This is a genomic window from Paenibacillus yonginensis (genome assembly GCF_001685395.1).
Classification (GTDB): domain Bacteria; phylum Bacillota; class Bacilli; order Paenibacillales; family Paenibacillaceae; genus Fontibacillus; species Fontibacillus yonginensis.
Genome location: NZ_CP014167.1, coordinates 3,747,278 through 3,772,869, shown reverse-complemented (window position 1 = coordinate 3,772,869; position 25,592 = coordinate 3,747,278). Strand labels below are relative to the sequence as shown.

Below are 25,592 nucleotides of genomic sequence, written 5' to 3'. Positions count from 1 at the left end.
TACATAAGACTTAACGTTTAACCAAAGAGGAGTTGAAGATTTTGAAATGGATCAAGAAAATGACAGGGTTACTGCTTACCTTAGCCCTTGTATTTAGCGGATTTACCGGACTACGACCGGTTTCGGCTGCGGACGCTGTGCCTTTGCCTATTGGCAGTTTGGTTCCGCCAACTTTACCGGCACCAGAAGCAACAATTGATTTAGCCCAATCTGGGGATACTATTACGTTAACAGCTACTTTCACTTCAAGTGTGGCGGTTAATCCGGATAACGTGAACCGCTCAGCTCATTTGATAGATGCGGATGCGCCTCAGAGAAATTTGGCCTCATGGGACATAAAATCCTTAACACAGGATTCCTCCGGAAATCCACAGCTTTCTTTCCTGGTTAATAGAGAGTGGCTAGGCCCCGGGAAAACTTACTATGTCACAATAGATGATGATGCTTTTGTAGATGCTAACGATCCAACAGTTATTTATGACGGATTTCAAGACGATCAGACGTGGAGATTTCAGACCAAGCAGGCAAGTCCAGCGATCGTATCCAGACTTACACCTACAGGAACAAATGTCCAGCCTCCTACTCAACTGACGATTCAATTCAGCAAGCCTATTATCGGCAAGAAAAGCGGAACCATCGCGGTTCAGGGGCAAGGCGTAGCGAAACAAAATATTGATATAAGCTCGAATGCTGTAGCGGTCAACGGAACTAATACCGTTGTGATCTCGCTCCCTCAAAACCTGCGATATAATACGTCTTACACGGTTTCCGTACCAGCTGGTGCTTTCGAAGACAATGATCATGTTTTGACTCCGGCTATAGCGAATTCGGACTGGACCTTTACAACGGCCAGCAGTACATCGAGCCAGCTAGTCATTAGCAGCCTGAGTCCGTCTAATGGCAGTTCGAACGTGTCTCCGGGTACTTCCGTTCTGACGGCTACATTTAATTCAAATATCAAAGCTGCTGCAGGGACAACTTTTAGTTTGGGAACGGCCAGCGGGGTCTTGCTTTATAAATATGGTTCTTCAACGCCTCTTTCAGGAACGGCTGCTGTAAGCGGAAAAAATTTGGTGATTACGCCTGCATCTGCGTTAACGGAAGGCTCCAGTTACTACATTATCATTTCCGGTACAGCCATTATGGATGCAGTAACAAACGCTTATTTTGGTGGACTGACCAGTACAAGCGGCTGGTATTTTACAACGGCTACTTTGGATAAAACACCTCCGGTAATCCAGAAAGCCCAGGTGTATTCCAACAACACGATCCGGCTGCAATATAACGAAAGTTTAAGTTCGGTTTCGCTGCCTGCTAATATCTACAGCGTAACGGTAAATGGAGAAACAAGAAGCATCAGCAGCGCGTATGCGGCAGGCGACAGCGTATATGTCACCTTGCAGGTAGGTGTTGCGGTAGGGCAGAACATCAGGATCAGCTACAGCCCGAGCAGCAGTTATTTAAGAGTAGCGGATCTGAGTCAAAATGCAGCGGCTTCTTTCTCCAATATGGAAGTCGAGAACGGACTTGAAACTTCCATGCCGAAACCTAAAGACGGGTATATTTCCGGCAATACGGTAGTTCTGCATTTTGCAGACAGTCTCCAGAGTGTATCCTCCTACGCTTACAGTCAGTTTACGGTGACGCAGGACGGATCTTCGACTTCGGTTGCGGGGATCAGTCAAAGCGGTTCAACAGTAACGCTCACTTTGTCAAGCTCAGCGATAGCGAACGCCGTTGTTAAAGTGAACTATACTCCGGGTTCTTATCCGCTCAAGGATTATCGCGGACTTGAGATTCCAACGTTTAGCGACTTCTTTGTAAGGAACTATAACGATAACCGGCCACCGCAGTTCCAGGGTGTGGTGGGTTCCAATAACAAAATCATTTTGACCTACGATGAGGGACTAAGCACCACCAACGTGCCCCTAAAGAGCCAATATTCCATATTGGTAAATAATAGTCCGGTCTACGTCACGGCTATTGGTATTAAGGATAACCAGGTGACTTTAACGCTTGCTTCATCCTTCAACGCTTCGCAGAGCGTAACGCTTTCGTATGTCTCGGCGGCCGGCGGGATTTCCGACTGGAGCAATAATCTGGCCGGATACTTGAATCTGGTGCCTGTCCAGTACGGAAACGTGACGGCGGGAATCGGCAGTGCTACCGTCAACGGAGATACGATGAAGATTCAGTTTAACAATTCGCTTTCGACTGCTTCCTCCTCTTCCGGGATCTCTATCGGCTATTTCGCCGTGACGGTGGATAACCAGAATCGCAGCCTGATGTCGGCTTCTCTTAGCGGCAACACGTTAACGATCATGCTGGGGTCACCGGTGAATGCCGGACAAACGGTCACTTTCTCTTACATTCCGGGATCTTCCGGAGTTCTGAGAGACAGTCAGGGGAACAGCCTGAATGCCATCAGCCAGGCAGCGGTACAAAATACAACCGGTTCTGTTAATAATGGCGGAACAACAGGCTCCGCGATTGCTCCTAACTTGAGTATTTTATCTTCCAGTGAATTTAATCAAAGCGGTTATGTGCTGGACAGAGCGGCTGCAACAGCTGCTACGGCGTACTCCAGAGGCGGGCAGACCGTAAATAAATACACCATAGACGCTGCAAAGCTGACGGATGCTTATAATTATATAGCCTCCAATGCGGCAGCGAATGCCCGCGTGATGGTGTTTGAGGTGCCTTCGTCGAACAAAGCGGCTTATGTTGGAGCGCCTTTGAAACCGCTTATGGATGCTTTTACACGGAGCAGCGAGGCGGAATTCGGCATTAAATATGGCGATGTTCTATATTTGCTGCCGCTCAAGCAGCTGCCGTTCTCAAGTTTGGCCATGTCGCTGGGAGCAGGATTCAACTCCGCCAACGTCTGGTTCCAAATCGAGCAGGTTTCCAAAGATAACCTGAACATCATCAACAGCTCAAACGGGGTCACCACGCTTCCGCTGCTCGACCCGACGGAAGTGTTCATCAGCGCGGCAACAGGTGCATCTGCGGACCTTAGCTATATGAATGTTTCGGGTGACCTGTTCATCAAGACCGGCGGATCGGTATCCGCCTCTAACACGGCCATGTATGCTTATGATAGAAGCACGCAGAAGGTGCTGTTTGTGCCGACCAAGATTTCGTCCAGCGGAGCCTATACCGTTCTTACGACAACACTGAAGTCGGGCAGCAGCCTGGTTGGCCCAAGAAGCGGGTATGCGAACCTGACGGATATCCAGAACCATTGGGCGAATACAACGATTTCCGAACTGGTTTCGAAATCGGTTATGGACCCGGCGGCGAGCGGTTTGTTTAAACCGAAACAGAATATTACTAGGGCGGAATTCGCGACCTATATCGCAAAAGGACTTGGCTTGTCGCCGGACAAGGCGAGCGCGGCTGCCTTCGGCGATGTCTCCCCATCCTCCGAGGCGGCCGGTTATATCGGTGCCGCGGCTAAAGCGGGGATTGTGGCCGGTGTGTCCAGCACGGCCTTTAAACCGGGCAGCTATATCACAAGAGAGCAAATGACCTTGATGATGGCCCGGGCGATGTCCTCAGCCGGACAGCCTCTTAATGCTTCCGTGAATCCAGACGGTGTCCTTTCCAAGTTTAAAGACAATAAACAAATTTCTGCGGCCTCCAAGGCCGTGGTGGCTCAAGCGGTAAATGCGGGGGTCATTCAAGGAACCAGTACAGGTACCTTTAATCCGAAAGGCACGGCCACACGCGCCGAAGCTGCCGTCATGCTCAAACGGGTATTGGATAAACTGAGATTCCTAAAATAAAGAAGACTAGGGCGACTATAATCTCTCAACCTCTTTTGGCGGGCCTATGACAATAGGTCTTGGAACCAAAAGAGGTTATTTTTTTGTCCCAAAAACTCTTCCACAAATTTCCCTTAGCATAAAATTCATGATTTTTCGTAACTTTTTTGTTACTTTGTAGTCTATTATTCTAGAGGATGTATTCCTGACTTGGTAGTTTAAGGAGAAACAGCCGTAAGAGACTGCGGAAGAGATGGGAGAGTCGCTTCAGAAATGGTAGAACAACAAGGTGCGTCAAAGCACAATTGGGGACAAAAAAGCAGGAAATGGGCCGTTCTGTCTTTGGCCGGATTGATTTGGGTTCAGCCGGTGCTGGGGGCAACGCCTTTATGGGGAAATTCATCAACGATTTATGCCGCGAGCAGTCAGGCGGTTAAACTGTCGGAAGATATCATTACGTCAGGCGCTAAACTTCAAAAATATCAGTACACCGTCACCCGCTCCGGCAAACAGGTGAAGGTGCTGGCCGATGTGGTGCAGATTGATTTAACGAATCCGTACGTCAAACTGGATACGATGACCGGCAAGAATGGCCAGGTGACAACCCGCCAATCGGTCAGCGGTATGGCGAAGGAGACCGGCGCGGTTGCCGGCGTGAACGGGGACGTGTTTAATACCAGCGGACAGGGTGTGGCCATGGGGGCATCGGTCTCGCAGGGAACGCTCGTAACCAGTCCGAATCAGCTCAAGGGCATGTATGCTTTCTATCTGGATCAGAACCGGGTACCGGCGATCGACAGCTTTACATTTGAAGGGAATGTGACGGCAGCAGACGGGTCCAGCTTCCCGCTTGCCGGGATCAACAAAGAAGCCTACCGGACCGAACCGGACAACGGCTACAGCCATGTGAACGCGATGTACATTTATACCAGCGCCTGGGCTTCGACAGACCGGCCGAAGGATTCTTCGACGACACCTACGGAGGTGCTGGTGCAGAATGGCATCATTCAGCAGATTTCACCTGGAGCGGCTATTCCGGGGCCGGTTCCGGCTGATGGTTATATTTTGCGGGCGCATGGCACGGCGGCGACTTTTGTAAATACCCATTTGCAGGTCGGTCAGTCGATTACGTCCAATTACGCGCTTCGTACGGTAGCGGGCGGCAAGCTGGTCAACCCGGCGAACCTGCAGATGCTGATCAGCGGCCATACGCTGCTGGTGGATCAGGGGAAGGCATCATCCTTCACTCGTTCCACGAGCGGTGTCAGCGGCAGCAGTGCCGTGGCCCGGACTGCGATTGGATACTCTAAAGACGGCAAATTCGCTTATTTGATTACAGCCGAGAAAAATGACAGCAGCAGCGGCTTGACCTTAGCCGAGCTGCAAGGTTTTATGACCAGCATCGGCGTATGGAAAGGCCTTGACCTGGATGGAGGCGGTTCGACCACCCTGGTCTCCCGTCCGCTTGGTGAGACCGATGCAACCTTGACGTTTGCCACGTCCAACGGGGGAACAACCCAGCGTCAAGTCGCCAACGGTGTTGGGGTTTATACGACCGCTCCGCAAGGCACGCTCAAAGGCCTGACCGTAAGCGGTGCGCAAACGCTGCTGATCGGCCAGGAAGCGACTTATTCGCTGAAAGGTTATGACACTTACTACAACCCGATTGATACGTCCACAATCAGCCCAACCTGGAAGTCCAGCAACGGCAATGTGGTGTGGACCGGAAGTGCATTTAAAGCTGTGCAGCCGGGTACAGCTCAACTGACGGCAGTAAGCGGCCAAGCTTCGGCCAGCACGAAAGTGACGATACTGGGCGCAGACAGCCTCAGCAGCTTGAGCCTGGGGGCACAAAGCGGTCCGCTTCAGGCTGGAGCACAAGTGACGATAACGCCTAAAGCCAAATTGAAGACGGGCAGCACGGTCGACGTGCCGTCCAGTGCCCTGAAATGGGAATTCAAAGGCATGAAAGCCAGCGTTGGCGGCGGCGTGTTAACGATCAACTCGATCAATCCTGGCGTCAAGGTTGCTTATGCGATTGCCCGGTATGACGGATTCAGTTCGGTCATTACGTTCAGCGCAGCCGGCAGCCAGTCGTGGGAAGACTTTGAGAACCTCGCTTACAGCATTGGATTTACCGGCAGTCCGTCACAGGTAACCGGGCAAGCGCAGGTGGTCAGCAGCGGCGACAGTCACGGCAAAGTGCTGCAGCTGCGTTATGACATGACGGCAGGCACCGGCAGCCGGTTTGCTTATGCACAGTTTAACGGAACCAGCGGACGCGCCATTCCAGACGGAGCATCGGCGATGTCGATTGACGTGATGGGTGACTCCAGTCTGAACTGGCTGCGGGCCGAAATCGATAATAATGGAAAAACAACCTACGTAGATATCGCCAAACAGGTCGATTGGACCGGCTGGAAGAACATCAATATTGATCTGAGTCCTTATGGACTCGCCTCCGGTGCAAAGCTGAAGCGGATCTACCTCGTGAATCTGGAGGATGGCCAGGATGAACGGGCCATGACCGGCAGTGTGTCGCTCGATAATATCCAGTTCACGGTGCCGTCCGGCGGAGACGATCTGTATCCAAACGCCAAAATGGTTATGACCGTCGGGCAGAAATCCTATTTCCTTGATGGACAGAAGAAAGCCTTCGATGCCGCTCCGGTGGTCAAGGATGGAACCACTTATGTGCCAATCCGCTATGTGGTCGATTCCTTTGGAGGTTCCGCGGACTGGATCGCGTCCAGCAAGCGGATTACAGTGGTCCGCGGCAGCGTGCTGATCGATCTGTTTGTAGGCAGCAAAGATTACATTCTGAATGGCGGACGCCAAACGTCCGAAGTAACACCTCTGATCATCAATGGTAGGACTTTAGTCCCGCTCAGACTGGTGTCTGAACGGCTAGGAATCTTTGTAAATTGGGAACAAAAAACGAAGTCTATCACCCTGCAATCATGATATGATAGGTTTGATCATTACACGGATGTAAAAGAATGGAGATTGGGCCTACGTGGATTTTCAAACCGATGCGATCGACCGCGTCATTAAAAATGCGATAAATGTCATGCAGGACAGCAAGCTGCAGATGATTGAAATCCTGGATGCCGCTCAGACAGAGCTGAAGATGCTGAATACCGAGCTTCAGCAGGTGATGAAAGAGACGGCGGAGACGATTGAGAAAGTCGATCAGCTAGAGCTGAATTACCGCCGTTCACGAATCCGGCTGACGGAAGTCAGCCGGGATTTTGTGCGTTACAAGGAAGAGGACATCAAGCAGGCTTATGAAGTGGCAACGCAGCTGCAGCTGGATCTGTTGATCTACCGGGAGAAAGAGATGTATCTGAAGGCCCGCCGGGACGAGCTTCAGAAACGGGCGCGCAATGTCGAGCGTTCCGTAGAGCGGGCGGAGACGATCGGGACGCAGATGAACGTAGTTCTGGAATACTTGTCCGGGGAGCTGGGCCAGGTCACCCGGATTCTCGAGTCCGCCAAGAACAGACAGCTGATCGGACTGAAAATTATTTTAGCCCAGGAAGAGGAGCGCAAGCGAATCTCCAGGGAAATTCACGATGGTCCTGCCCAGTTGCTCGCCAATATGGTGCTTAGGACGGAAATTGTCGAAAGAATGCTGATCAAGCAGGATTTCAATATGGTGAGGGACGAAATAATAGATTTGAAGCAGCAGGTCAGATCCAGCCTGGAGGAGATGCGCAAAGTCATCTTTAATCTGCGCCCGATGGCGCTGGATGATTTGGGGCTGATCCCAACGCTGCGCAAATATGTTCACGACTACGAAGAGAAGACCAAAATCAGAACCACCTTTGAGACGAGAGGCAAAGAGCAGCGGTTATCGTCTGCCATGGAAGCAGCAATTTTCCGTCTTGTACAGGAAGCTCTTAACAATGCGGCCAAACATGCCTACCCTACGTTTGTCGGTGTCGAAATTACTTATCAAGCACAGATGATCAAAATTGTGGTACAGGATAATGGTCTTGGCTTCAAAGTGGATCAGCTGGAGCATAAGTCCAAAGAACACTCTCATTTTGGCTTGATAGGCATGCGTGAACGGGTTGAACTGCTCGATGGCAGAATGGAAATTGAATCGGCGGAGAACCAGGGAACGAAGATTGTGATTCATATCCCGACAAATGTAGAGAAGAGAAAGGAGCAAGAATAGATGGAGCAGAGCAACGTAGAGGAGAACATGAAGATCAAAGTGCTTTTGGCGGACGATCACCAGTTGTTTCGTGAAGGCCTGAAGCGGATTTTAAATATGGAGGAAGAAATCCAGGTTGTCGGGGAGTGCAGCGACGGCTCGCAGGTGCTGGAGGCCTGTGAGCGATACCAACCGCAAATTGTGCTGATGGACATCAACATGCCGGGAACGAACGGTGTTGATGCCACAGAGCTGCTGCGCGAAGCGATGCCGAATATTAAGGTAATTATTTTATCAATTCATGATGATGAAAGTTATGTCTTTGAAACGCTGCGCAAAGGCGCAACCGGTTATTTGCTGAAGGATATGGAGGCGGAGTCGCTGATCAATGCGATCCGTTCCGTAGCCGAGGGCCATGCTTTTATCCATCCAAAGGTAACGGGCAAGCTGATTCAGCAGCTCCGCCGCATGGAATATCTGCATGAAACGGGCGCAATTGCCGAAGACGGCACGATGCGCGAAGCGGGCGTCAAATTTGTGGCCGGCGATGACAATCCGCTGACCCGCCGCGAAGCCGAGGTGCTCCGCCTGATGGCCGAGGGACGCAGCAACAAAATGATCGGCGAGCATTTGTTCATCAGCGAGAAGACGGTCAAGAACCACGTCAGCAGCATCCTGCAGAAGATGGAAGTCGATGATCGTACGCAGGCGGTTATCAATGCTATCAAGCTGGGCTGGGTGACTTTGTAGGCGCGGTTCCGCTTTTCTATACTTAAGCACTAAGAACAAGCACATAAGACCGTTGGCTGCCCTATGCCCTACATAGACGCTGGTCGGGAGCCAACTTGCGTAAGAAGGATAAGACTGGCCCGAACCGTTCGGATCGGCAGCCGGGCCGCCCAGTAACCGGACCCCCTGTGGCCGCATATAGTATCTTAGTTAAAACCTAAGGTTTTGCGGCAGGCATAACGCTGCAGCAGCAAGCGGCGTTCGTCTGCAAGACAGGGAGGTGGACTCCATGATCACGTTGGCTTTATGGATTGTGGCCGGATATGCGCTGGCGGCACTCGCCGTTCATGGGCTGTATCGTCGTTCATTGAACCGTGAGGCCGCCGGGGAGCGGCGTTTTGTTCACTATGTATTGGTAACGCGGAATCACGGACGTCAGCTGGAATGGTATTTGCGCGCTATTTCCTGGTACGCCAAATTGAGCAGCAAACCTCATTTGGTTACTCTGGTTGATGAGCACTCGGAAGATGATACGCTGGCCATTGCCGAGCGGATGAGCCGGTCGGAAGGCATGGAGCTTCAGGTCATCCGCTTCTCCGGGGAGCTGTCGCGGGAGGATTTGGCCCAGCATTCGCCAGAGCTTGAGCAGGACGGATTTCTGTTTGTCGATCTTCGCAAGCCGGGGGAGGCTGCCAAAATCCCCTATGTACATGTCGTCTAATTTCATAGCAGGTTTCTTGTTTCGGAAGAGAAATAGAAACGACGGGTGAAGCACACTCTACAAGTTCTTGAACTTGGTGGGGTGTGCTTTTTTGTGTTTTGTGTGTTTTCAAAAAAACCAGGCAGCAGCATTAGACTGGGAATCCATAAAACAAGGGGCGAGAACATGAAGGTTTCTCTGTATGTGGTAAGGTCAAACGGCGAGTGGAGCGCTTATATCAGTCTGGATCTGCGGGTGGATTGGGTAAGTTGGACAAGCGGGAGCGGGGAACGGTCAGGAGGCTGGCCCGGACAGCCGGCGGCGGACAAGATCGTATTGCTTGGAAAAAAGATTCCGCTCGGGCAGGCCGCAGCCTGGCGGGATCAGTTTCATTCGGAGTGGCGTTTTGACCGTTTTAGCTTGGAGGATTGGGGGCGTCTGCTCTCGGCTGGCGCGAGTATAGCGAGATGGGAAGGGGCAGAGAGATTGAGGGGGAATTCGGCAGGGCAGCGGCGAGAGCAGGATAAGCAAGGCTGGGGAGCCGGTAGAGATAACCGGGAACAGGATAAGAAAGACTGGGAAATGGGGTTTCCCGTCTGCTTGTATGACCGCCGGGCGGGCGGCCATCCCCGGTGGCGGGAGCTGTGTGCCCCGGACATGGACGGGGCACAGGGGGTTGCCGAGCCGGGCCGGATGCCGGCGGCCCGGGAGGTGGCGCGCTTCGCTGCGTTGACCGCGGGGCGCTCGCTGCTGCAGCCCGAGCTGCGAGGGCTGCTCGAAGCGCAGCTGCCGGAGCTGGCCGGCAGCTGGCGCACTCTGGCGCAGCTCGCCCAGCTTGCGGGGCACGCTGCGCTGATGGCGGGCGTCGCCCCCGCGCAGACGGGGCGGCGGCGCCGGTTCGCCGGCCTGCTGCGCGGGCCGGCGCTTCCCCGCTGCCGGCGCTGCGGCAGCGAAGTGACCCGCACGGCGCCATGCGCCGGGTGCGGGCAAAGCAGCTGCGCCTATTGCGAGGCCTGCCTCGCTATGGGGCGCAGCCGCTCCTGCGCGCTGCTGCTTCGCGGCAGCGCGGTTTCCGGGGCCGCGGCGGGGCACGCGGCCCCTCCAGCCCCCGCCGATCGCCAGCTCGATCGGTGGGGGCTCAGCCCGGCGCAGCGCGAGGCCGCTGCCGAAGCGCTGCGCTTCCTTGCCGCGCCATCTGCCGGGCGCGCCGCAACCGCCGCGGCGGAGTCCGCATCGTCCTCCGCCAGGCCGCCTGCCGCGCCGTCCGCCGTTCCCGTCCGTCCGGCCCGCTTCCTGCTCTGGGCCGTGACAGGCGCCGGCAAAACCGAGATGATTTTCCCGCTTCTGGCCCATGTGCTGGAAGCTGGAGGCCGGGCGCTTGTGGCGACGCCCAGACGCGATGTGGTGCTTGAGCTGGCCCCCCGGCTGGCCAAGGTGTTCCCCGAGCAGCAGATGAGCGTGCTGTACGGGGGAAGCGAGGACCGCTGGACTCCGGCCAATCTCGTCTTATCGACTACCCACCAGCTGCTGCGGTTTCATCAAGCCTTTGATCTAGTCATAATCGACGAGCTTGATGCTTTTCCCTACCACAATGACCCCATGCTTGCTTATGCCGCCGAAGCCTGCTGCAAAGACAGCGGCCATTTTATCTTCTTATCGGCAACGCCGCCTAAGAAGCTCCAGCGGGACGCAGCCGCCGGCCGCTGCGGGGTGGCCAAGGTCCCGGCGAGATTCCATGGACACCCGCTTCCGGTGCCCAAGCGGACTTCGTTCCCAGGCACGGACGAGAATATAAGCCGTAAAAGGTTGCCGTCAAACCTGATCACGGAGTTAGAACGTTCCTTGCAGCGGGACGCGCAGATTTTTTTGTTTATATCCCGGATTCAGCAGATTCCTCCGCTGCTGGCTCTGCTGCGCAGCAAGCTGCCTGGCGTCAGGATTGAGGGTACTTCTTCGCAGGACGGAGAACGTGCGGACAAGGTGCTGGCCTTCCGCAGCCGGGCCATTCGGATTCTCATCACGACAACCATTCTGGAGCGTGGCGTAACCGTTCCACGAAGCGACGTCTATATTCTGGATGCCGACAGCGGGCTGTTTGATGAAGCATCCCTGGTGCAGATGGCCGGAAGAGCCGGAAGGTCCATGGAGGACCCGACGGGCAGGGTATTCTTTTTCTCCAGACAGGCCAATTCGGCTCAGCGCGGGGCGATCCGGCAGATTAAGCAGATGAATCGGATCGCGCTCAGCAAAGGGTATCTAAAGGTAGTCTGATCTATTAACTATTAAAAGATAAAAGGAGTTGGGTGAGTTTATGCTTTCAATCCCTTTATTTGAACAACTGTACGCCCTGCTTGCACCTCCAGTGAGCAGTTGTTTGGGCTGCGGCAAGCAAACCCGGCACATGTCGGAGAAATTCACGGAACTTTGCCCGGATTGTGCAGGAGCCATTCCCTGGATCAAGGCTCCGCGCTGCCCGATTTGCGGCAGAGGGATAGGTTGTCCGGACTGTACGCGCGGGGACTGGGCCGTGGAGCGTTCCTTTGTTCTGAACCGGAGTGCGGTCCTGTACGATGAGCGGATGAGAGAGTGGCTTGGGCAGTATAAATACCGAGGACGTGAAAGCTTGGCCCCTTTATTCGGCAAAATGATGATCCAGGCCTACAATCGTTTGGAACAGGAGATGCGGGATTCCTGGCAGGACCCGAGCTGGCGGATCGATGCGGTTACCTGCGTGCCCGTAAGTCCCTCCAGACTGCTTGAGCGCGGGTTTAATCAGGCCGAGCATCTGGCCGAGGCAGTGGCGGGAAGGACAGGAGCAGCCTATATCCCTTTGCTCGAGCGTTCGCGGGACACAGAGAAGCAAAGTCTGAAGTCTCGATCAGAGCGTCTCAAAGATATGAAAAAGGTTTTTGTCCCCGGACCGGGAGCGGCAGATCAACTAAACCAGCTAATGGAAGGATTTGAATCCCGTAGAGATGGCCGGCAAAATATTGCCCAAGCCCAAATGGGGCAGAATCGATATAAGCCGCGGCTTCGGTTGCTCCTTGTTGACGATATCTATACCACGGGCAGCACCATTGGCGCTTGTGCAGAACAATTGCAGACACTTGTTTGTCCATCGGGGCGGGAAGCCGAAATTTACAGTCTCACCTGGGCGCGTTCCTGATTCATTTTTTGTGCGGTTCTTCCGATATAGAGAGTTAGACTGGATAGACTTACGGGAAGGTATGCAGTAATCTATATATGAAATAACCGCTTTTTTAACTTTTTGGGTGGGGGAATGAGTATGAATCTGGATAACTGTCCTCGCTGCGGAAAACTATATGCCAAGAACTTCATGGGTCTGTGCGGCGATTGTATTAAAGAGATTGAGTTTGAATACGATAAATGTAAAACTTATCTTCGTGAGAATAAAGGCACTCACATGCAGCAGCTGTCGGATGCTACGGGTGTCAGCATCAAGCAGATCACCAAATTCATCCGCGAGGGCCGGATTTCCATTGAAAACAATCCGGAGATGGCGTATCCTTGCGAAGTGTGCGGAGTTACGATGATCCGCGAAGGGAACATGTGCGAAAGCTGCCGGACCCGGCTAACCAGGGATCTGAATTCAGCCGCACAGGATTTGTCAGTCGAGACCGAGGCCCAGGGAACTATGACATATGGAGCTATAAACAAATTCCGGAAGGATTAAAAACGCTTTAATATCTGTTACACAGATACATGATTTGGACTAAATATCTATTAACATTGCTTTAAACCGTGCCGATAAACTTGATATGAGGTTATCGGCTTATATTTTTGTTAAGGGGGACTATGATCTTGAAGATAAATGATATTGGACGGCTCGGAGCGGTAAATTCCTATCAGCGTCAAACAGATAACATAAGACAAATTGAAGATAAGAAAAACAAAAGAAAAGATGAAGTTTCAATCTCTTCCGAAGCATTGGAAATGTTGAAGGCTTCTGATACAACCGCAGCTTCGACTAATGCTAAACGTATTCAGGAGCTTAAAGAACAAACTCAATCAGGGACTTATCGTGTGGATGCCGAGAAGCTTGCTAAGAAGTTAGCTCCTTATTTTACGGACTATATTAAGTAGGAGGCAGAAATGTCTGTTCAAAACCTTTTGAAAGCTATGTCTGATCTCCAGAATAAGTACAGTGAACTGCTTTCGATTTCTATTGCCAAAAGACAAGCAATCGTTTCGAGGAACTATGAGGAATTGCTCAAATCACTGAATGCTGAATCCAGAAAATCAAAGGCTATAAAGGAAGTGGAGGAACAGCTTCAACAGGCCGTCCAGCAGCTTTTGAGGGACAGGGGAATTCAATCCAACTTGCAGCTGACATTATCCGAAATCATGCGGGTGGTTTTTGATCCTGAGGAGAAAGCCCTTCTAAGGGAAAAACATGCCAAATTGAATGTTACCTTGGAAGAACTGAAATCACATAATGAATTTAACCAGAGATTGATTGCACAATCCCTTTCATTTATAGATTATTCAATGAATGTAATGATCGGTAGCCGGGACGAAGAGGCCACATATGCTCCTCCAACTGCTCCAGATAAAAAAACACAAAGCAGAAGTATGTTTGATACCAGAGCCTGATGGGAAGTGAATAGTTTTACCATTATGGCCAGTTCTTATAGTAAAGGAGTGTAATAAGTGACATCCACCTTTCATGGATTAGAAACCAGCAAGCGGGCGCTTTTTGTCAATACAACAGCCATGCAGACACTCGGGCAAAATATTGCCAATGTCAATACAGAAGGTTATTCCCGTCAGCGGGTAAATACTTCCGCAACTAACCCCATTTGGCAGATGGGAATGACCAAAAGCCAAATGCCTGGTCAATTGGGAACCGGCGTTCAGGTAGACAGCATTACCCGAATGCGGGATAGCTTTCTTGATACTCAATACCGAAGAGAGAATCAATCTTTGGGAGTCTATAATATTTTGAATACTACAATGACCTCGCTCCAAAACATCTTGAATGAACCTTCCGATAACGGTATCAGCAACGTCATGAATGATTTCTGGGATTCATGGGAAGCGCTGAATCGTGATCCCTCCTTGCTTAGCGCACGTGTCGCAGTATCTGGTGCTGCTCAAAATTTAACAGATACGTTGAAGCATGTTGGCGATTCTCTTACTAACTTGGAGAATGATACGAACTCCAATATCGACAAGAAGATTCTGGAGGCCAACAACATTGCGGATAATATTGCGAAGCTGAATGTTTTGATCCGCGATAACGAAGCTTTTGGTGATCACGCAAACGATTATAGGGACCAGAGGGACCTTTTGCTTGATAACTTATCCAATCTGGTTAATATAACCTACAGTGAGGACGATACGGGGATGGTTACTGTAACTGCTGCAGGGGTGGACCTTGTATCAGGGGATGGAGTGACCCCGTTAACAGCAGAAAGTGCGCAGGCAGCCACAGGTGGCGAATTGTACGGGTATACACAATCCTTGGCCGAGATCGGCTCACTTCGCAATCAATTGAACGGGATGGTCAACACGCTTGTGAGCGCACCTGTCACAGTTACTTTAGCTAATGGTTATGTGACTTCGACCAATATTACAGCTTTAAATGATGTAACTTTATCGAACGGAACAACGATTCCTGCTGGACAAAATATCCCTGCCGGCTCAACGATTACGTCGGAAATGAAGATTCAGGTTAACGGTTTTAACGGACTGCATCAGTTAGGATATAACCTTCAGAATCCGGCAGAAACCGGCTTATCCTTCTTCACTACAACAGACGGAAGCGGCACATTTACAATCGATAATATTGCAGTAAATCCAGATATCGTCAAAAATACGAATAAAATTGCAGCATCCTCCAAATTTGAAGTGGTGGGCGGCGCTAACCAGACCATTAAAGGGAATAGTGATATTGCCAACGCTCTTGCTTCCCTGCGTGATGCAAGCTTTACCTTTCCGAGTAATCTGACTTCCCTGACACAGGGAACAACAGACGATTACTTCCGTGCGTTAACGTCAGATTTGGGGATTAAGGCCAGCAATACAACCCGGAACCAAGAAAACCAACAGGATATGGTAGATACGCTTCAAATGTCAAGACAATCGGTCAGCGGTGTAAATATGGATGAAGAATTGTCGGACATGATTCGTTTTCAACAGGCTTATAATGCTGCTGCCAGAGCCATGACTACCGTTGATGAGATGTTGGACCGCGTTATCAATCAAATGGGGACAGTAGGGCGCTAATCCCCTAAAGAAAGGAGTTAAATCATGATACGTGTTACCGGCAATATGCAAAATATGCAGCTGCTTAAAAATTTGCGGAACATCAATAATTCAATGAACGTTGGACAAAACCAGTTAGCAACGGGAGAGAAGATCTCTAAGCCAAGTGATGATCCGATAGGTGTAGGATATCAAATGCGGTATGATACAGATTTGGCGCGAAGCGATCAGTTTATGGAAAATTCGAAGACAGGCAGCAATATTCTGAGCACAATGGATTCTTTGTTCCAGCAGGCAGATGATGTGCTGAAACGAGCCCGAACGCTAACGCTGCAAGCGGTTAATGGAACTTATGACGAAAATCAAAGGCAAGTTATAGCCAAAGAAATCGAGCAGTTAAAAGAACAGATGGTGACCATCGGGAACAGCACATTTAATGGTCGTTATTTGTTTAATGGTCAAAAGACTGATCAGGCACCCTATTCGTCAGCAAATGCAGCCAACGATCAGACGGACCAAGGCGTATTTTATTTAAATGTTAGCGCTGCTGTTTCGGTGCCGGTGAGTATTACGGGGGAGACGGTGTTTGGAGAGGCAGGGGGAGATAACGTTTTTAAGACGTTAGATGACCTGGTGGCTGCGCTTAACTCCAACGATGTGGACGGCATCTCCGCTTCTTTGGACAAAATTGACCAGTCAGCCGACCGTTTAATGCTCAGCTGGGCAGAGGTAGGGGCGAGAATGAACCGTTTTGAAATCATGCAAAGCCGGATTGAGGATGATCAGGTGAACACCAAAAGTATGCGGGCCGATGTTGCTGATGTGGACATGCCTTCGGCAATCACAGAGCTAAAAACAAATGAAACGGTTCTTCAGGCGGCCTTGTCTACCGGAGCAAGGATTTCTCAAATGTCTCTGCTGGACTTCTTAAGATAATATCAGAGATTTGAGGAGGAGTAACCATGGGAATTGACGTTTCCCTGTCGCCTAACTGGGGACAATACCGCCCTGCTGATATTACGATTCGAATCAAACAGGCGGAGCTGACAACCGACTGGACCAATGTTTACAACGATATGGATTTGAAGAGGCCGGAAAAGCTTCGAAAGGATCTTTCTGGGAAAACAAACGCAGAGTTTACGCAGTCTGTAGCTGAAAAAGCCCAAGAAGGCGACAGGATAGGGAACTTAGCTAGAAACGAAAAAAATGCGTTTGGCCATGTTGCCTTTGAACGGTTCACTCGCTTTGGTCAAAAAGAAACCAATATAGCATTAGTTCCTTCGCAGGGCGTTTATATCGATTTCAGAAGTTATCCGCCGGAGATCCATGTAGAGGCGAGAGGAGTATTACCTAAATGAGGACCATTCATAGTTCTACTTACGGAGAGCTTGAAATCGACGAAGAACAGATTTACCGATTCGATACCGAAATATTAGGTATAGCAGGTATTTATGAATATGGACTCATGCCGCTGGGGGATACGCCTTTTTTCGTCCTTCATGCTCTTGAGGAAGACGTCAGCTTTATTCTTTTGCCGGCAGAACAAGCGGTAAGTGAGTATTCTTTTAAGATCAATCAAGAAGTTGTTGAATTGCTTGGATTAAAGTCTGGTGAAGATGCTGGAGTTATGTTGATCGTAAACATTAGCGGCGGCGAGCTTTTTGTTAATATGAGGGCTCCCCTTTTATTTTCTCCAGAAATCCATAAAGCACATCAGTTTATTATAACGGATCAGGAATTGCCTCTCCGATTTCCTTTGCAGCGGCGGAAGGAGGAAGCTTAAGATGCTTGTCCTGAAGCGCCGGGTTGGAGAAACAGTTATGATCGGGGACAACATTCAGATCCAGATCCTCGGTATAGAGGGGGATCAGATCAAACTTGGCTTTATTGCACCTAAGGAAATACAAATCCTTCGTCAGGAGCTTTATCAAGGCATTGTGGAGGAAAATAAGTCGGCTAAGGAACAGAGTGGGCAACTGCAGCAGGAAGAACTCCTTGACTTGCTTAAGAATTTTAAAGTATAAGCTGCTTTATCATTCCTGATATTGGGGAGAGATCGCCTATGCATATTAACAGGCATCAAATCGAAAGCGTCAGCATGGAGTATGTGAAAAACAACTTTGGGTTAGCAATGGGACAATCTGGCTCATCTTCTTTTTCCTCATCCGCGGTACACTCTTCAGGTACCAACGGGCTCGGAAATGGGGGGGTTGATTATTTTTCCTTGACTGAAGAGGATAAAACCAAGCTTGACAAGCAGATTGAAGCCTTAAACAAGTCCATTGCTCAGTCCGGCAAAGAACTGCATTTCAAATATAACGACGAAGCGAAGCAGCTTTATGTTGAAGTGGTTGATTCCCAGACCAAAAAAGTAGTCACAAGTCTTCCACCTGAGTTTCTTATTGATTTATCTATAAAAATGAAAGAAATGATCGGGATGTTTATGGATAAGAAGGTGTAAGGAACGACTCTTAAAGGTATAAATTTATTTTAGAAAGGAATGAGCACTAATGGCAACATCATCAACAGGCGGTATTCTCGGCTTAGCTTCAGGGTTTAATTCAGCTGATTATATAACGGCGATTATGAACCAAGAGAAAATTCCGCTCACGAATCTCCAGACGAAGCAGTCTAAACTGACAGCTTATAAAACAGCGTTTACTACGCTGAATACTAAGATGAATACGTTGAAGACAGCAGCAACAGCCTTGAAGGATATTTCGAACTTTCAAGCACTGACAGCGACGAGCTCGGATACAACTAAAATGACAGTGACGGCCGGGACGGGAGCGACCGGCGGGAGTTATGCTGTAAATGTGACGAGTTTGGCTGCGGCACAAGTATCTGCAATTCAAGGATTCACTGCAAGTTCCACAACAAAAGACAGCAATTTACCAACAAGTATTACTATTAATGACGAGACAATTGATTTAAAGGATATTAGCGCAACTAATACGAATGATTGGTTAACGCAAGTCGCTCAACTTATCAATAAAAAAACAGACTTAGGGATAACGGCTGCGGTCGTCCAGACCTCTTCGACAGAAAAGGCAATTACTCTTACTGCAAGTAAAACTGGTGAAGATAACCAGTTTACCGTTTCAACGGATTCTTCCAGTTATGCTGTTAATAACATTCAAAGTGCTGCTAACGCAAAGTTAACTGTAAATGGGCTTGAAATTACAAGTAACAGCAATTCTATAGAGGGTTCAATCCCTGGAGTAACTTTAAACCTAACAGGGACGGGAACCTCAACTATCAAGGTATCTCAAGATACTGCGGCCATTACTGATAAGATTGACGCTTTTGTAAAAGCTTATAACGACATAGTAACCTCTATACGCAATAGTACGGCAACCCCAGACCCCAACTCAAGCAGCAGTACAACTCTTACTCTGCAAGGAGATTCATTACTTAGAGACTTGCAGTCTCAGCTAAACGACATGATGAATACCATTGTTGGGGATACTCCTGGTTTTAAGCTGTTGTCTGACATTGGATTAGAAGTGGATAAAGGTGCAACTACAGCAGCCGAAATGACCGGAACGCTTACTTTCGATAAAGATACATTCTTATCAAAACTATCACAGAATCCAGATGCTGTTCAAAAAATTCTAACGGGTGGAGGAACAGTAACCCCCATAAATGGAACAGCAACAACTTATGATGGTTTTGGAGCTATGTTCGAATCACGTCTAAAAGTATATACAGATAGTGTAGACGGATTAATTACATCTAAAATTAAAGGCTATTCGGATGATATTGATTTTATAAGTGACCAGATTTCCGATATGCAAAATCGGCTGGATATGAAAGAAGCCGCTCTGAAATCGACCTACGCTAATTTGGAAGTTGTAATGTCATCACTAAACAACACTTCTACTTGGCTAACCAGCCAATTTGACGCTTTGACTAAATCTTCTAAATAGGAAGAAAACGAAACTCGGGAGATGAAGATCCAATGACATCAACCAACCTGGCCGGCTATCAAGCTTATCAAAGAAACAAATACCAGACAGCATCTCCGCATAAACTAATACTTATGCTTTACAGCGGAGCGATTAATTTTGCGGAAAAAGGCAAGCAGGCCATTACAGATAACAATATTGCGGATACTAATAAGTGGATTCAAAAGGTTCAGGACATCATCTATGAATTGGTTTCTTCCTTGAATCCTAAGGCTGGCGGAGAAATTGCCCATAACCTTAATCAATTATATATGTACATGATTCAGCAATTAATTGATGCCAATGTTAATAAGAAAGTAGAAAAAGTTGAAGAAGTAATTGGTCTCTTGAAAGAACTACAGTCGGCATGGGAGGAAATTGGAAAGGGTGGAACCCTTGGATAACGCAATAACACTAACGGGATATTTGGAGCAAAGAGAAGCCATGTACCGTCGACTGCTCGCCTGCTTCGTAGAGCAGCGTGAGTTGTTGATAGTGGAGAACGAGTGGGAAGAAATTTCTTCTCGCTTTCTTTCTTTGGTCGACTCCAGTACTCAGATTCAGAATGAAATAGAGAATCTGCAAGTTCAAATCAACATGCACGATCCAGACAGTTCCCCTGCTCCAGTTGTCTTGGAACTAATCTCTGAAATTCAAAAAGTAGTAAGGTCTATTCAAAATGCTTTGGGAAGATATTCCCAATCTACCGGACAAAATTTAAAAAATGTAAAAAATCAGCAGAAGGTTATGAATGCTTATTATCATCTGCAAAGCCGTGAACAGGTGCCGCTCTATTTCGATGAGAAAAAATAAAAATATTTTTGAATTAGATCCAAAAGCTCTAAATAAACTAGGACTTTAAGTCGATAAATGTATTAGGCCACAAGGATGTGGCTAAAACAACCAATCATGGAGGATGATTCGAAATGGCAATGTACATTAACACAAACGTTGGTGCTATCAACGCTAACCGCAACCTGAGCACTAACAACACTAGCTTGAGCAAAACAATGGAAAAGCTTTCTTCCGGTTCCCGCATCAACCGCGCTGCTGATGATGCTGCTGGATTGGCAATTTCCGAGAAAATGAACTACCAAATTAACGGGTTGAATCAAGCTCAGCGTAATGCACAAGACGGTATTTCCCTCTTGCAAACAGCTGAAGGTGACTTGACTGAAGTTCACTCCATGCTGCAACGTATGAACACCTTGGCAAACCAAGCTGCGAACGGTACTTACCAATCTGAAGACCGTGCTAATCTGCAAAAAGAAGTTAACCAACTTGTTAGCGAAATTGACAGAATCACTGGCAATTCTAACTTCAACGGTGTTAAATTGCTTGACGGTTCTCAAACCAACGTTTCCTTCCAAATCGGTGTAACATCTACAGAGTCTTTGACAGTAACTCTTGCAAGTAATAAAGCTTCTGCTTTGGGTATCAGTGGTCTTTCTATTAGTACTGCTACTGCAGCAGCAGCTGCATTGGCGACTATTAAATCTGCAATCTCTAAAGTATCTACTAACCGTGCAAATCTGGGGGCTTATCAAAACCGTCTGGAACACACAATCAACAGCTTAGGAGTAACTTCTGAGAACCTTTCGGCTGCTAACTCCCGTATCAAGGATGCTGATATGGCTACTGAAATGACATCCTTTACAAAACAACAGATTTTGGTTCAAGCTGGTACAGCAATGTTGGCTCAAGCTAATTCTGCACCACAAGCTGTATTGAAACTTTTGGGATAATTTATACTCCAGTAAAAGGAGACCTTCATTGGAGGTCTCCTTTTCAGGCTGTCGAGAAAGTCTCGACAGCCGTTCTTTATGTGTGTTTATTTTAAGACGACATCGCATTAATGTATATAATATAGATAGAATGCTGAGATCTAACCGGGAAAAACAAGAAAAAACGAATTCGTATCTATTGAGGAGTTGGTTTCGCAGGATCATGCTTTTGAAAGTGGATCCATATATCGACTTTGCCTTTATTTAGGACAAGGTTCGTCCTCTGTATTCCGCAGATAAGGGGCGGCCGGCCATCGATCCAGTTGTTTTATTTAAGATGATTTTCCTCGGTTATTTTACGGCATTCGCTCGGAACGCCCGTTGGAGCGCGAGATTCAAACCACTGTCGCTTACAGCTGGTTTTTAGGCCTGGGTCTAACTGACAAAGCCCGGATCACTCCACGATTAGCTGGAATTGGCGTACTCGGTTTAAGGATACCGGCATTTTTCAGAAAATTTTGACGAAATCGTTCTTAGAGCCATTTCGCACAACATTGTGGGCGGAAGTGTACTCATTACGGATTCGACTCACGTACAAGCCAATGCCAACAAACACCACTATACCAAGCAGGAAGTTTTGCAAAACACCAAAGACTACCTAGACGAACTCGATGAGGCTGTGTCGGAGGACCGCAAAGCGCACGGAGAAGAGCCCAAAAGCATGAGAGAAAGTGAACGAAACCAAAGAAGTAAAAGTGAGCACCACCGATCCGGATAGCGGCTATATGATTCGCGACGGCAAACCGGAGGGGTTCTTTTATCTCGATCACCAGACGGTGGATCTGAAATACAATTTCATTACTGATGTCCATGTCACGCCAGGAAATGTCCATGATTCCGTTCCGTATTTGTCCCGGTTAGACTGCCAAAGAGACCTCTTTGGATTCAAGGTTGAAGCTGTAGCCCCGGATTCGGGTTATTTAACAACGCCGATTTGCCGAGGCCTACAGAAGCGAAAAATATTTGCCGTTATTGCTCACCGAAGATTTCACCCGAAGCAGGGTTTGTTTTCTAAGTGAAAGTTTAATTATGACGCTGAAAGTGACACCTATACCTGCCCGGAGAAACACCGGCTAACGTACCGGACAACCGACTGGAAGGGTTACCGGCAGTATGCGTCAGATCCATCGCATTGCAAGACTTGCCCGATGCTTGCCGGGTGTACTTACACCCAAAACCACCGAAAGCGCTGACCCGGCACGTCTGAGAAGACAGTAAAGATGGGGGTTCAACAACCGACTAAGCCGAGACGGCAAGCAGCTATACCGAAAACAAAAAGAAACGATTGAGCGAAGCTTCGTGGATGCTAAAGAGTCCCATGGGTTTCGCTATTGCCGTTTGAGAGGACTCTCAAACGTAAGGAAACAGGCGTTGATGACGGCCGCCGTGCAGAACATGAAGAAGATGGCGATTCACCTGGATCGCCTGGAAAAGAAGGGGTAACCCCTTTTGGGGGGATCATTACAACTACCAATGAAAAAAAGAAACCCAACGTCTCAAAGACGTGGGTTTCTCGACATTCTGAGGAGGAGGCTTTAAAAGATTCCTGCTTCGAGGCTTACACAAAGTAAGTCTGGAAGTCGGGTGGCTTTCGCTTGCTTATAATCTGCTTAAGAAAGCATCAATGGACGCCAAAAGCCAAAGAGCTAAGCGGAAATAGACCGCTTAGCTCCTAAATTCTTTGAAAAATGACTCTAATGCATTGCGAGGGTGTTCCATAGTTTACTTTTGGGACAGCCTCCTTTTACTTCTATACATAAATTCCTTTAGGATTCCGATAAATATATTAACGATCCAGAAAGGTGTGATCATTTTATGCAAGTAGCTATTGATAATATTGAAGTACTTACTATTGAGGATGATTTCAAAAAATTGGATGAATGGTGGACAGGAGCCACAGCAAAGATTTATAAAGAAAACCGATTAATATATAACGTAGAAATAGACAGCAACATCTTCTATAACGGATATGAATTGATAATCTATGAAAATATAAATAATATTAGCAGGATTAATATAAACACAAAAGGTAAAGAAGAAAGTATAGAAGAAACAAAAATTTTGTTGGGCCAGTATTTGGAGGGATTCATTCCAATTTCTCAGAAAATCGCAGACTATTTTTATGGGAATATGAAAGATGAGCATTGGACGGAGTTTACTGATCTGTTAGAAGGAATAAAGTGGATTATTAGTTCTTTAGAATTTATCCAGGTTCTTTCCAATAGTACAGCTACTAGCTATTCAAATCTTGCTGACGAAATTACTGCTAGAGTTACTGAACTTGATCAAGCCCTACAAAATAATGAGATGGTCTTGATAGGAGATTTGGTTAACTATGATCTTATTCCTTTAATTGAAAAAATAAAACTTTTTGTATAGATTAATTAGGGAGCAAAACCAATGAATTATTATAAGACCAATTTAGAATTTTTAAAGGTGCATTATCCGAACCTGGTACCGCTATTAGAAGGTCATTCTGCTGAAATAGAGAATTATTCTACTCGTATGGGTGAGCCTAACATTATGATCAATATCGGTGATCGTGTATATCCATTACACAGTCGTTTTAATGCAACGGAAGAAGCGAGAAAATGGACCTTGACCTTGGAGAAAGGAGCCAAGGAAAGTAAGCATGCGTTTATATTAGGTACCGGTCTAGGCTACTTTCTCGAGTCATATTTAGAATTTACAAAGGTAAAAGATATATTTATTTATGAACCTTCCATTACTGTATTTAAAAGCTGGCTGTACTTAAGAGATGTACGTACCGCACTATCAGATAAAAGAATTAGGTTAATTGCAATAGGAGAAGATGAGCACCTTTTTATTCTAGTAGCCAAGAATTTGGCTGAGCAAATTTCAGGTGCATTTGTCAAAGTCACACCACCCATATATGAGAGGAAATACCCTGAGTTAATTCGTCGTTTTGATAATTATTTGAAAGACATGATAATTCAGCAAATATCTGATATGCAGACCAGGCAGGAAAACAAGGTAATCTGGCTAACAAATATTCTTAACAATATGCAATATATAGCAAGTACATCTTCCATTTTAGCGTTAAAAGGTGTTCTTTTGGGAAAAGGTGTAAAAGCGGTTGTAGTAGGATCGGGTCCATCACTAAAAAAGGATATACATTTACTTCCTCAATTGAAAGAAAAATGTATAATAATCGCTGCAGGTTCGAGTATTCAAGCAATGGAGAGCTATGGAATATCGCCTCATTTTGTAATTTCAATGGACGGTAGTTTATCTAATTACAACGTATTTGAAAATATTAATACTGCAAACACTTCATTAATTTTCTTACCGCCCATTAATTATTTGATTACTGAAAGTTATAAGGGTGAAATGTTTCACGCCAAGTTTCAGAGTGATTCAATTATTAGTTATCTTGTTGATCCCGAGGATGAAATTCCAAAATTCATATCTACTTCTACTGTAACGGGGACCGCTATTCAATTGGCCGAATATATGGGCATAGAAGAAGTTGTTCTTATGGGGCAAGATTTATCCTTCCCTGACAATGAATATTATGCTCCAGGTGTAAATCATATAAGCACTGAAGATAAAGAAGCTCGCATTTCTCAGGCTTCTCTGTGGGTTGATAATGTTGAAGGGGGCAAAAACAGAACTAAAGGGAGTATGCAAGTCCTTCTTAAGGATATTCAAGTATTAGTACAAGTCATGAAGTTAAGAGGGGTTAGCATCATTAACACTTCAAAAAAAGGGGCAATTATTGAAGGAACAGAGTGGATATCATTGGAGGAATTGCTTCCACAACTTAATGATTTAAGCTTTGATCCCAATGATTTGAAGAGTTTGTTAACTCCTGTGGGAGTAGTTCAAAGAAATGAAAAATTAAAAGTAATATTAAATAATCTTAACAAGGTTATATTACAAGTCTCTAAAATAGAAATTAAATCCAAGAAACTATTGGAAAAGTTAACAGATCTAAGACAAGCTGCAGCCGTTTATAATCATAAGAGAATCGAAGCAATTATTAACGAGATCAATGAAATTTGGAATTGGATAACAAGCAAGGAAGTGTTCAATGTATTCTACGACTATTCATTGGCTCATTATACAAATATATATATGAGAAATGTATCGGAGATTGTTGAAACGACAGATTTGTTTAAGAAAGCAAAATTGATAGAAGAACATCTTGGGAATTTAGTAAAACAAATTGTCTATTTTAATCCGGAGTTAAAAAGCGCATTAGAATCTGCTTTAAATAGAATTAGTTCTGAAGTCAACACACAATTATAACTA

The 25,592-nt window shown here is 47.3% G+C and carries 22 protein-coding genes and 1 pseudogene; all 23 read left to right on the top strand.

Features of this window, described 5'->3' with window-relative positions; translation table 11 throughout:
- Nucleotides 1-41: 41 nt before the first annotated feature.
- The 23 genes and pseudogenes from AWM70_RS17195 (at nt 42) to AWM70_RS17085 (ending at nt 25,589) form a co-directional block, all read left to right on the top strand.
- Nucleotides 42-3,788 (top strand): SwmB domain-containing protein, encoded by a 3,747-nt coding sequence (locus AWM70_RS17195; protein WP_068698443.1) that lies wholly within the window; start codon nt 42-44, stop codon nt 3,786-3,788.
- Nucleotides 3,789-4,040: 252 nt separating this feature from the next.
- Nucleotides 4,041-6,731 (top strand): stalk domain-containing protein, encoded by a 2,691-nt coding sequence (locus tag AWM70_RS17190; protein ID WP_068698441.1) that lies wholly within the window; start codon nt 4,041-4,043, stop codon nt 6,729-6,731.
- A gap of 52 nt (nt 6,732-6,783) precedes the next feature.
- Complete coding sequence (locus AWM70_RS17185) at nt 6,784-7,950, top strand: sensor histidine kinase (RefSeq protein ID WP_068698439.1); 1,167 nt, start codon at nt 6,784-6,786, stop codon at nt 7,948-7,950.
- Entirely contained in the window at nt 7,951-8,679 is a 729-nt protein-coding gene (locus AWM70_RS17180) for a response regulator (protein ID WP_068698437.1), read from the top strand.
- 268 nt (nt 8,680-8,947) lie between these two features.
- Complete coding sequence (locus AWM70_RS17175; RefSeq protein ID WP_068698435.1) at nt 8,948-9,379, top strand: hypothetical protein; 432 nt, start codon at nt 8,948-8,950, stop codon at nt 9,377-9,379.
- A 165-nt stretch (nt 9,380-9,544) separates the two neighbouring features.
- Nucleotides 9,545-11,629 (top strand): ATP-dependent helicase ComFA, encoded by a 2,085-nt coding sequence (locus AWM70_RS17170; protein ID WP_068698433.1) that lies wholly within the window; start codon nt 9,545-9,547, stop codon nt 11,627-11,629.
- A 40-nt stretch (nt 11,630-11,669) separates the two neighbouring features.
- Nucleotides 11,670-12,524: a ComFC family protein gene (locus AWM70_RS17165; RefSeq protein WP_083180386.1), complete on the top strand. Its 855-nt coding sequence runs from the start codon at nt 11,670-11,672 to the stop codon at nt 12,522-12,524.
- Nucleotides 12,525-12,644: 120 nt separating this feature from the next.
- Nucleotides 12,645-13,052, top strand: coding sequence for a flagellar protein (locus tag AWM70_RS17160; protein ID WP_068698431.1), 408 nt, complete (start codon nt 12,645-12,647; stop codon nt 13,050-13,052).
- 128 nt (nt 13,053-13,180) lie between these two features.
- On the top strand, nt 13,181-13,462 hold the full coding sequence (flgM, locus tag AWM70_RS17155) for a flagellar biosynthesis anti-sigma factor FlgM (protein WP_068700789.1): 282 nt from the start codon (nt 13,181-13,183) through the stop codon (nt 13,460-13,462).
- A gap of 9 nt (nt 13,463-13,471) precedes the next feature.
- Complete coding sequence (locus AWM70_RS17150; protein WP_068698429.1) at nt 13,472-13,972, top strand: flagellar protein FlgN; 501 nt, start codon at nt 13,472-13,474, stop codon at nt 13,970-13,972.
- A gap of 57 nt (nt 13,973-14,029) precedes the next feature.
- Complete coding sequence (gene flgK / locus AWM70_RS17145) at nt 14,030-15,607, top strand: flagellar hook-associated protein FlgK (protein ID WP_068698427.1); 1,578 nt, start codon at nt 14,030-14,032, stop codon at nt 15,605-15,607.
- Between the two features lie 24 nt (nt 15,608-15,631).
- Complete coding sequence (gene flgL / locus AWM70_RS17140; protein ID WP_237167741.1) at nt 15,632-16,522, top strand: flagellar hook-associated protein FlgL; 891 nt, start codon at nt 15,632-15,634, stop codon at nt 16,520-16,522.
- 26 nt (nt 16,523-16,548) lie between these two features.
- The gene (locus AWM70_RS17135; protein ID WP_068698425.1) at nt 16,549-16,944 is read left to right on the top strand and encodes a DUF6470 family protein; all 396 of its coding nucleotides are present in this window, start codon (nt 16,549-16,551) and stop codon (nt 16,942-16,944) included.
- Nucleotides 16,941-17,369 (top strand): flagellar assembly protein FliW, encoded by a 429-nt coding sequence (fliW, locus tag AWM70_RS17130; protein ID WP_068698423.1) that lies wholly within the window; start codon nt 16,941-16,943, stop codon nt 17,367-17,369. The genes AWM70_RS17135 and fliW overlap by 4 nt, the downstream gene beginning before the upstream one ends.
- A gap of 1 nt (nt 17,370) precedes the next feature.
- A complete protein-coding gene (csrA, locus tag AWM70_RS17125; RefSeq protein ID WP_068698421.1) occupies nt 17,371-17,610 on the top strand; it encodes a carbon storage regulator CsrA in 240 nt (79 codons plus the stop codon).
- Nucleotides 17,611-17,648: 38 nt separating this feature from the next.
- Nucleotides 17,649-18,047 carry a flagellar protein FlaG gene (locus tag AWM70_RS17120; RefSeq protein ID WP_068698419.1) on the top strand — a complete coding sequence of 133 codons (399 nt, stop codon included), beginning with the start codon at nt 17,649-17,651 and terminating at the stop codon, nt 18,045-18,047.
- Between the two features lie 49 nt (nt 18,048-18,096).
- On the top strand, nt 18,097-19,515 hold the full coding sequence (gene fliD, locus AWM70_RS17115) for a flagellar filament capping protein FliD (RefSeq protein WP_068698418.1): 1,419 nt from the start codon (nt 18,097-18,099) through the stop codon (nt 19,513-19,515).
- A gap of 32 nt (nt 19,516-19,547) precedes the next feature.
- Entirely contained in the window at nt 19,548-19,937 is a 390-nt protein-coding gene (gene fliS, locus AWM70_RS17110) for a flagellar export chaperone FliS (protein ID WP_068698416.1), read from the top strand.
- The gene (locus AWM70_RS17105) at nt 19,921-20,346 is read left to right on the top strand and encodes a hypothetical protein (RefSeq protein WP_068698414.1); all 426 of its coding nucleotides are present in this window, start codon (nt 19,921-19,923) and stop codon (nt 20,344-20,346) included. The genes fliS and AWM70_RS17105 overlap by 17 nt, the downstream gene beginning before the upstream one ends.
- Nucleotides 20,347-20,459: 113 nt before the next feature.
- Nucleotides 20,460-21,278, top strand: coding sequence for a flagellin N-terminal helical domain-containing protein (locus tag AWM70_RS17100; protein ID WP_068698412.1), 819 nt, complete (start codon nt 20,460-20,462; stop codon nt 21,276-21,278).
- A 130-nt stretch (nt 21,279-21,408) separates the two neighbouring features.
- Nucleotides 21,409-22,760, top strand: a pseudogene (locus AWM70_RS22935) (IS1182 family transposase).
- 372 nt (nt 22,761-23,132) lie between these two features.
- A complete protein-coding gene (locus AWM70_RS17090; RefSeq protein WP_068698410.1) occupies nt 23,133-23,696 on the top strand; it encodes a hypothetical protein in 564 nt (187 codons plus the stop codon).
- Nucleotides 23,697-23,717: 21 nt separating this feature from the next.
- The gene (locus AWM70_RS17085; protein WP_068698408.1) at nt 23,718-25,589 is read left to right on the top strand and encodes a motility associated factor glycosyltransferase family protein; all 1,872 of its coding nucleotides are present in this window, start codon (nt 23,718-23,720) and stop codon (nt 25,587-25,589) included.
- The last annotated feature ends 3 nt before the right edge of the window (nt 25,590-25,592 follow it).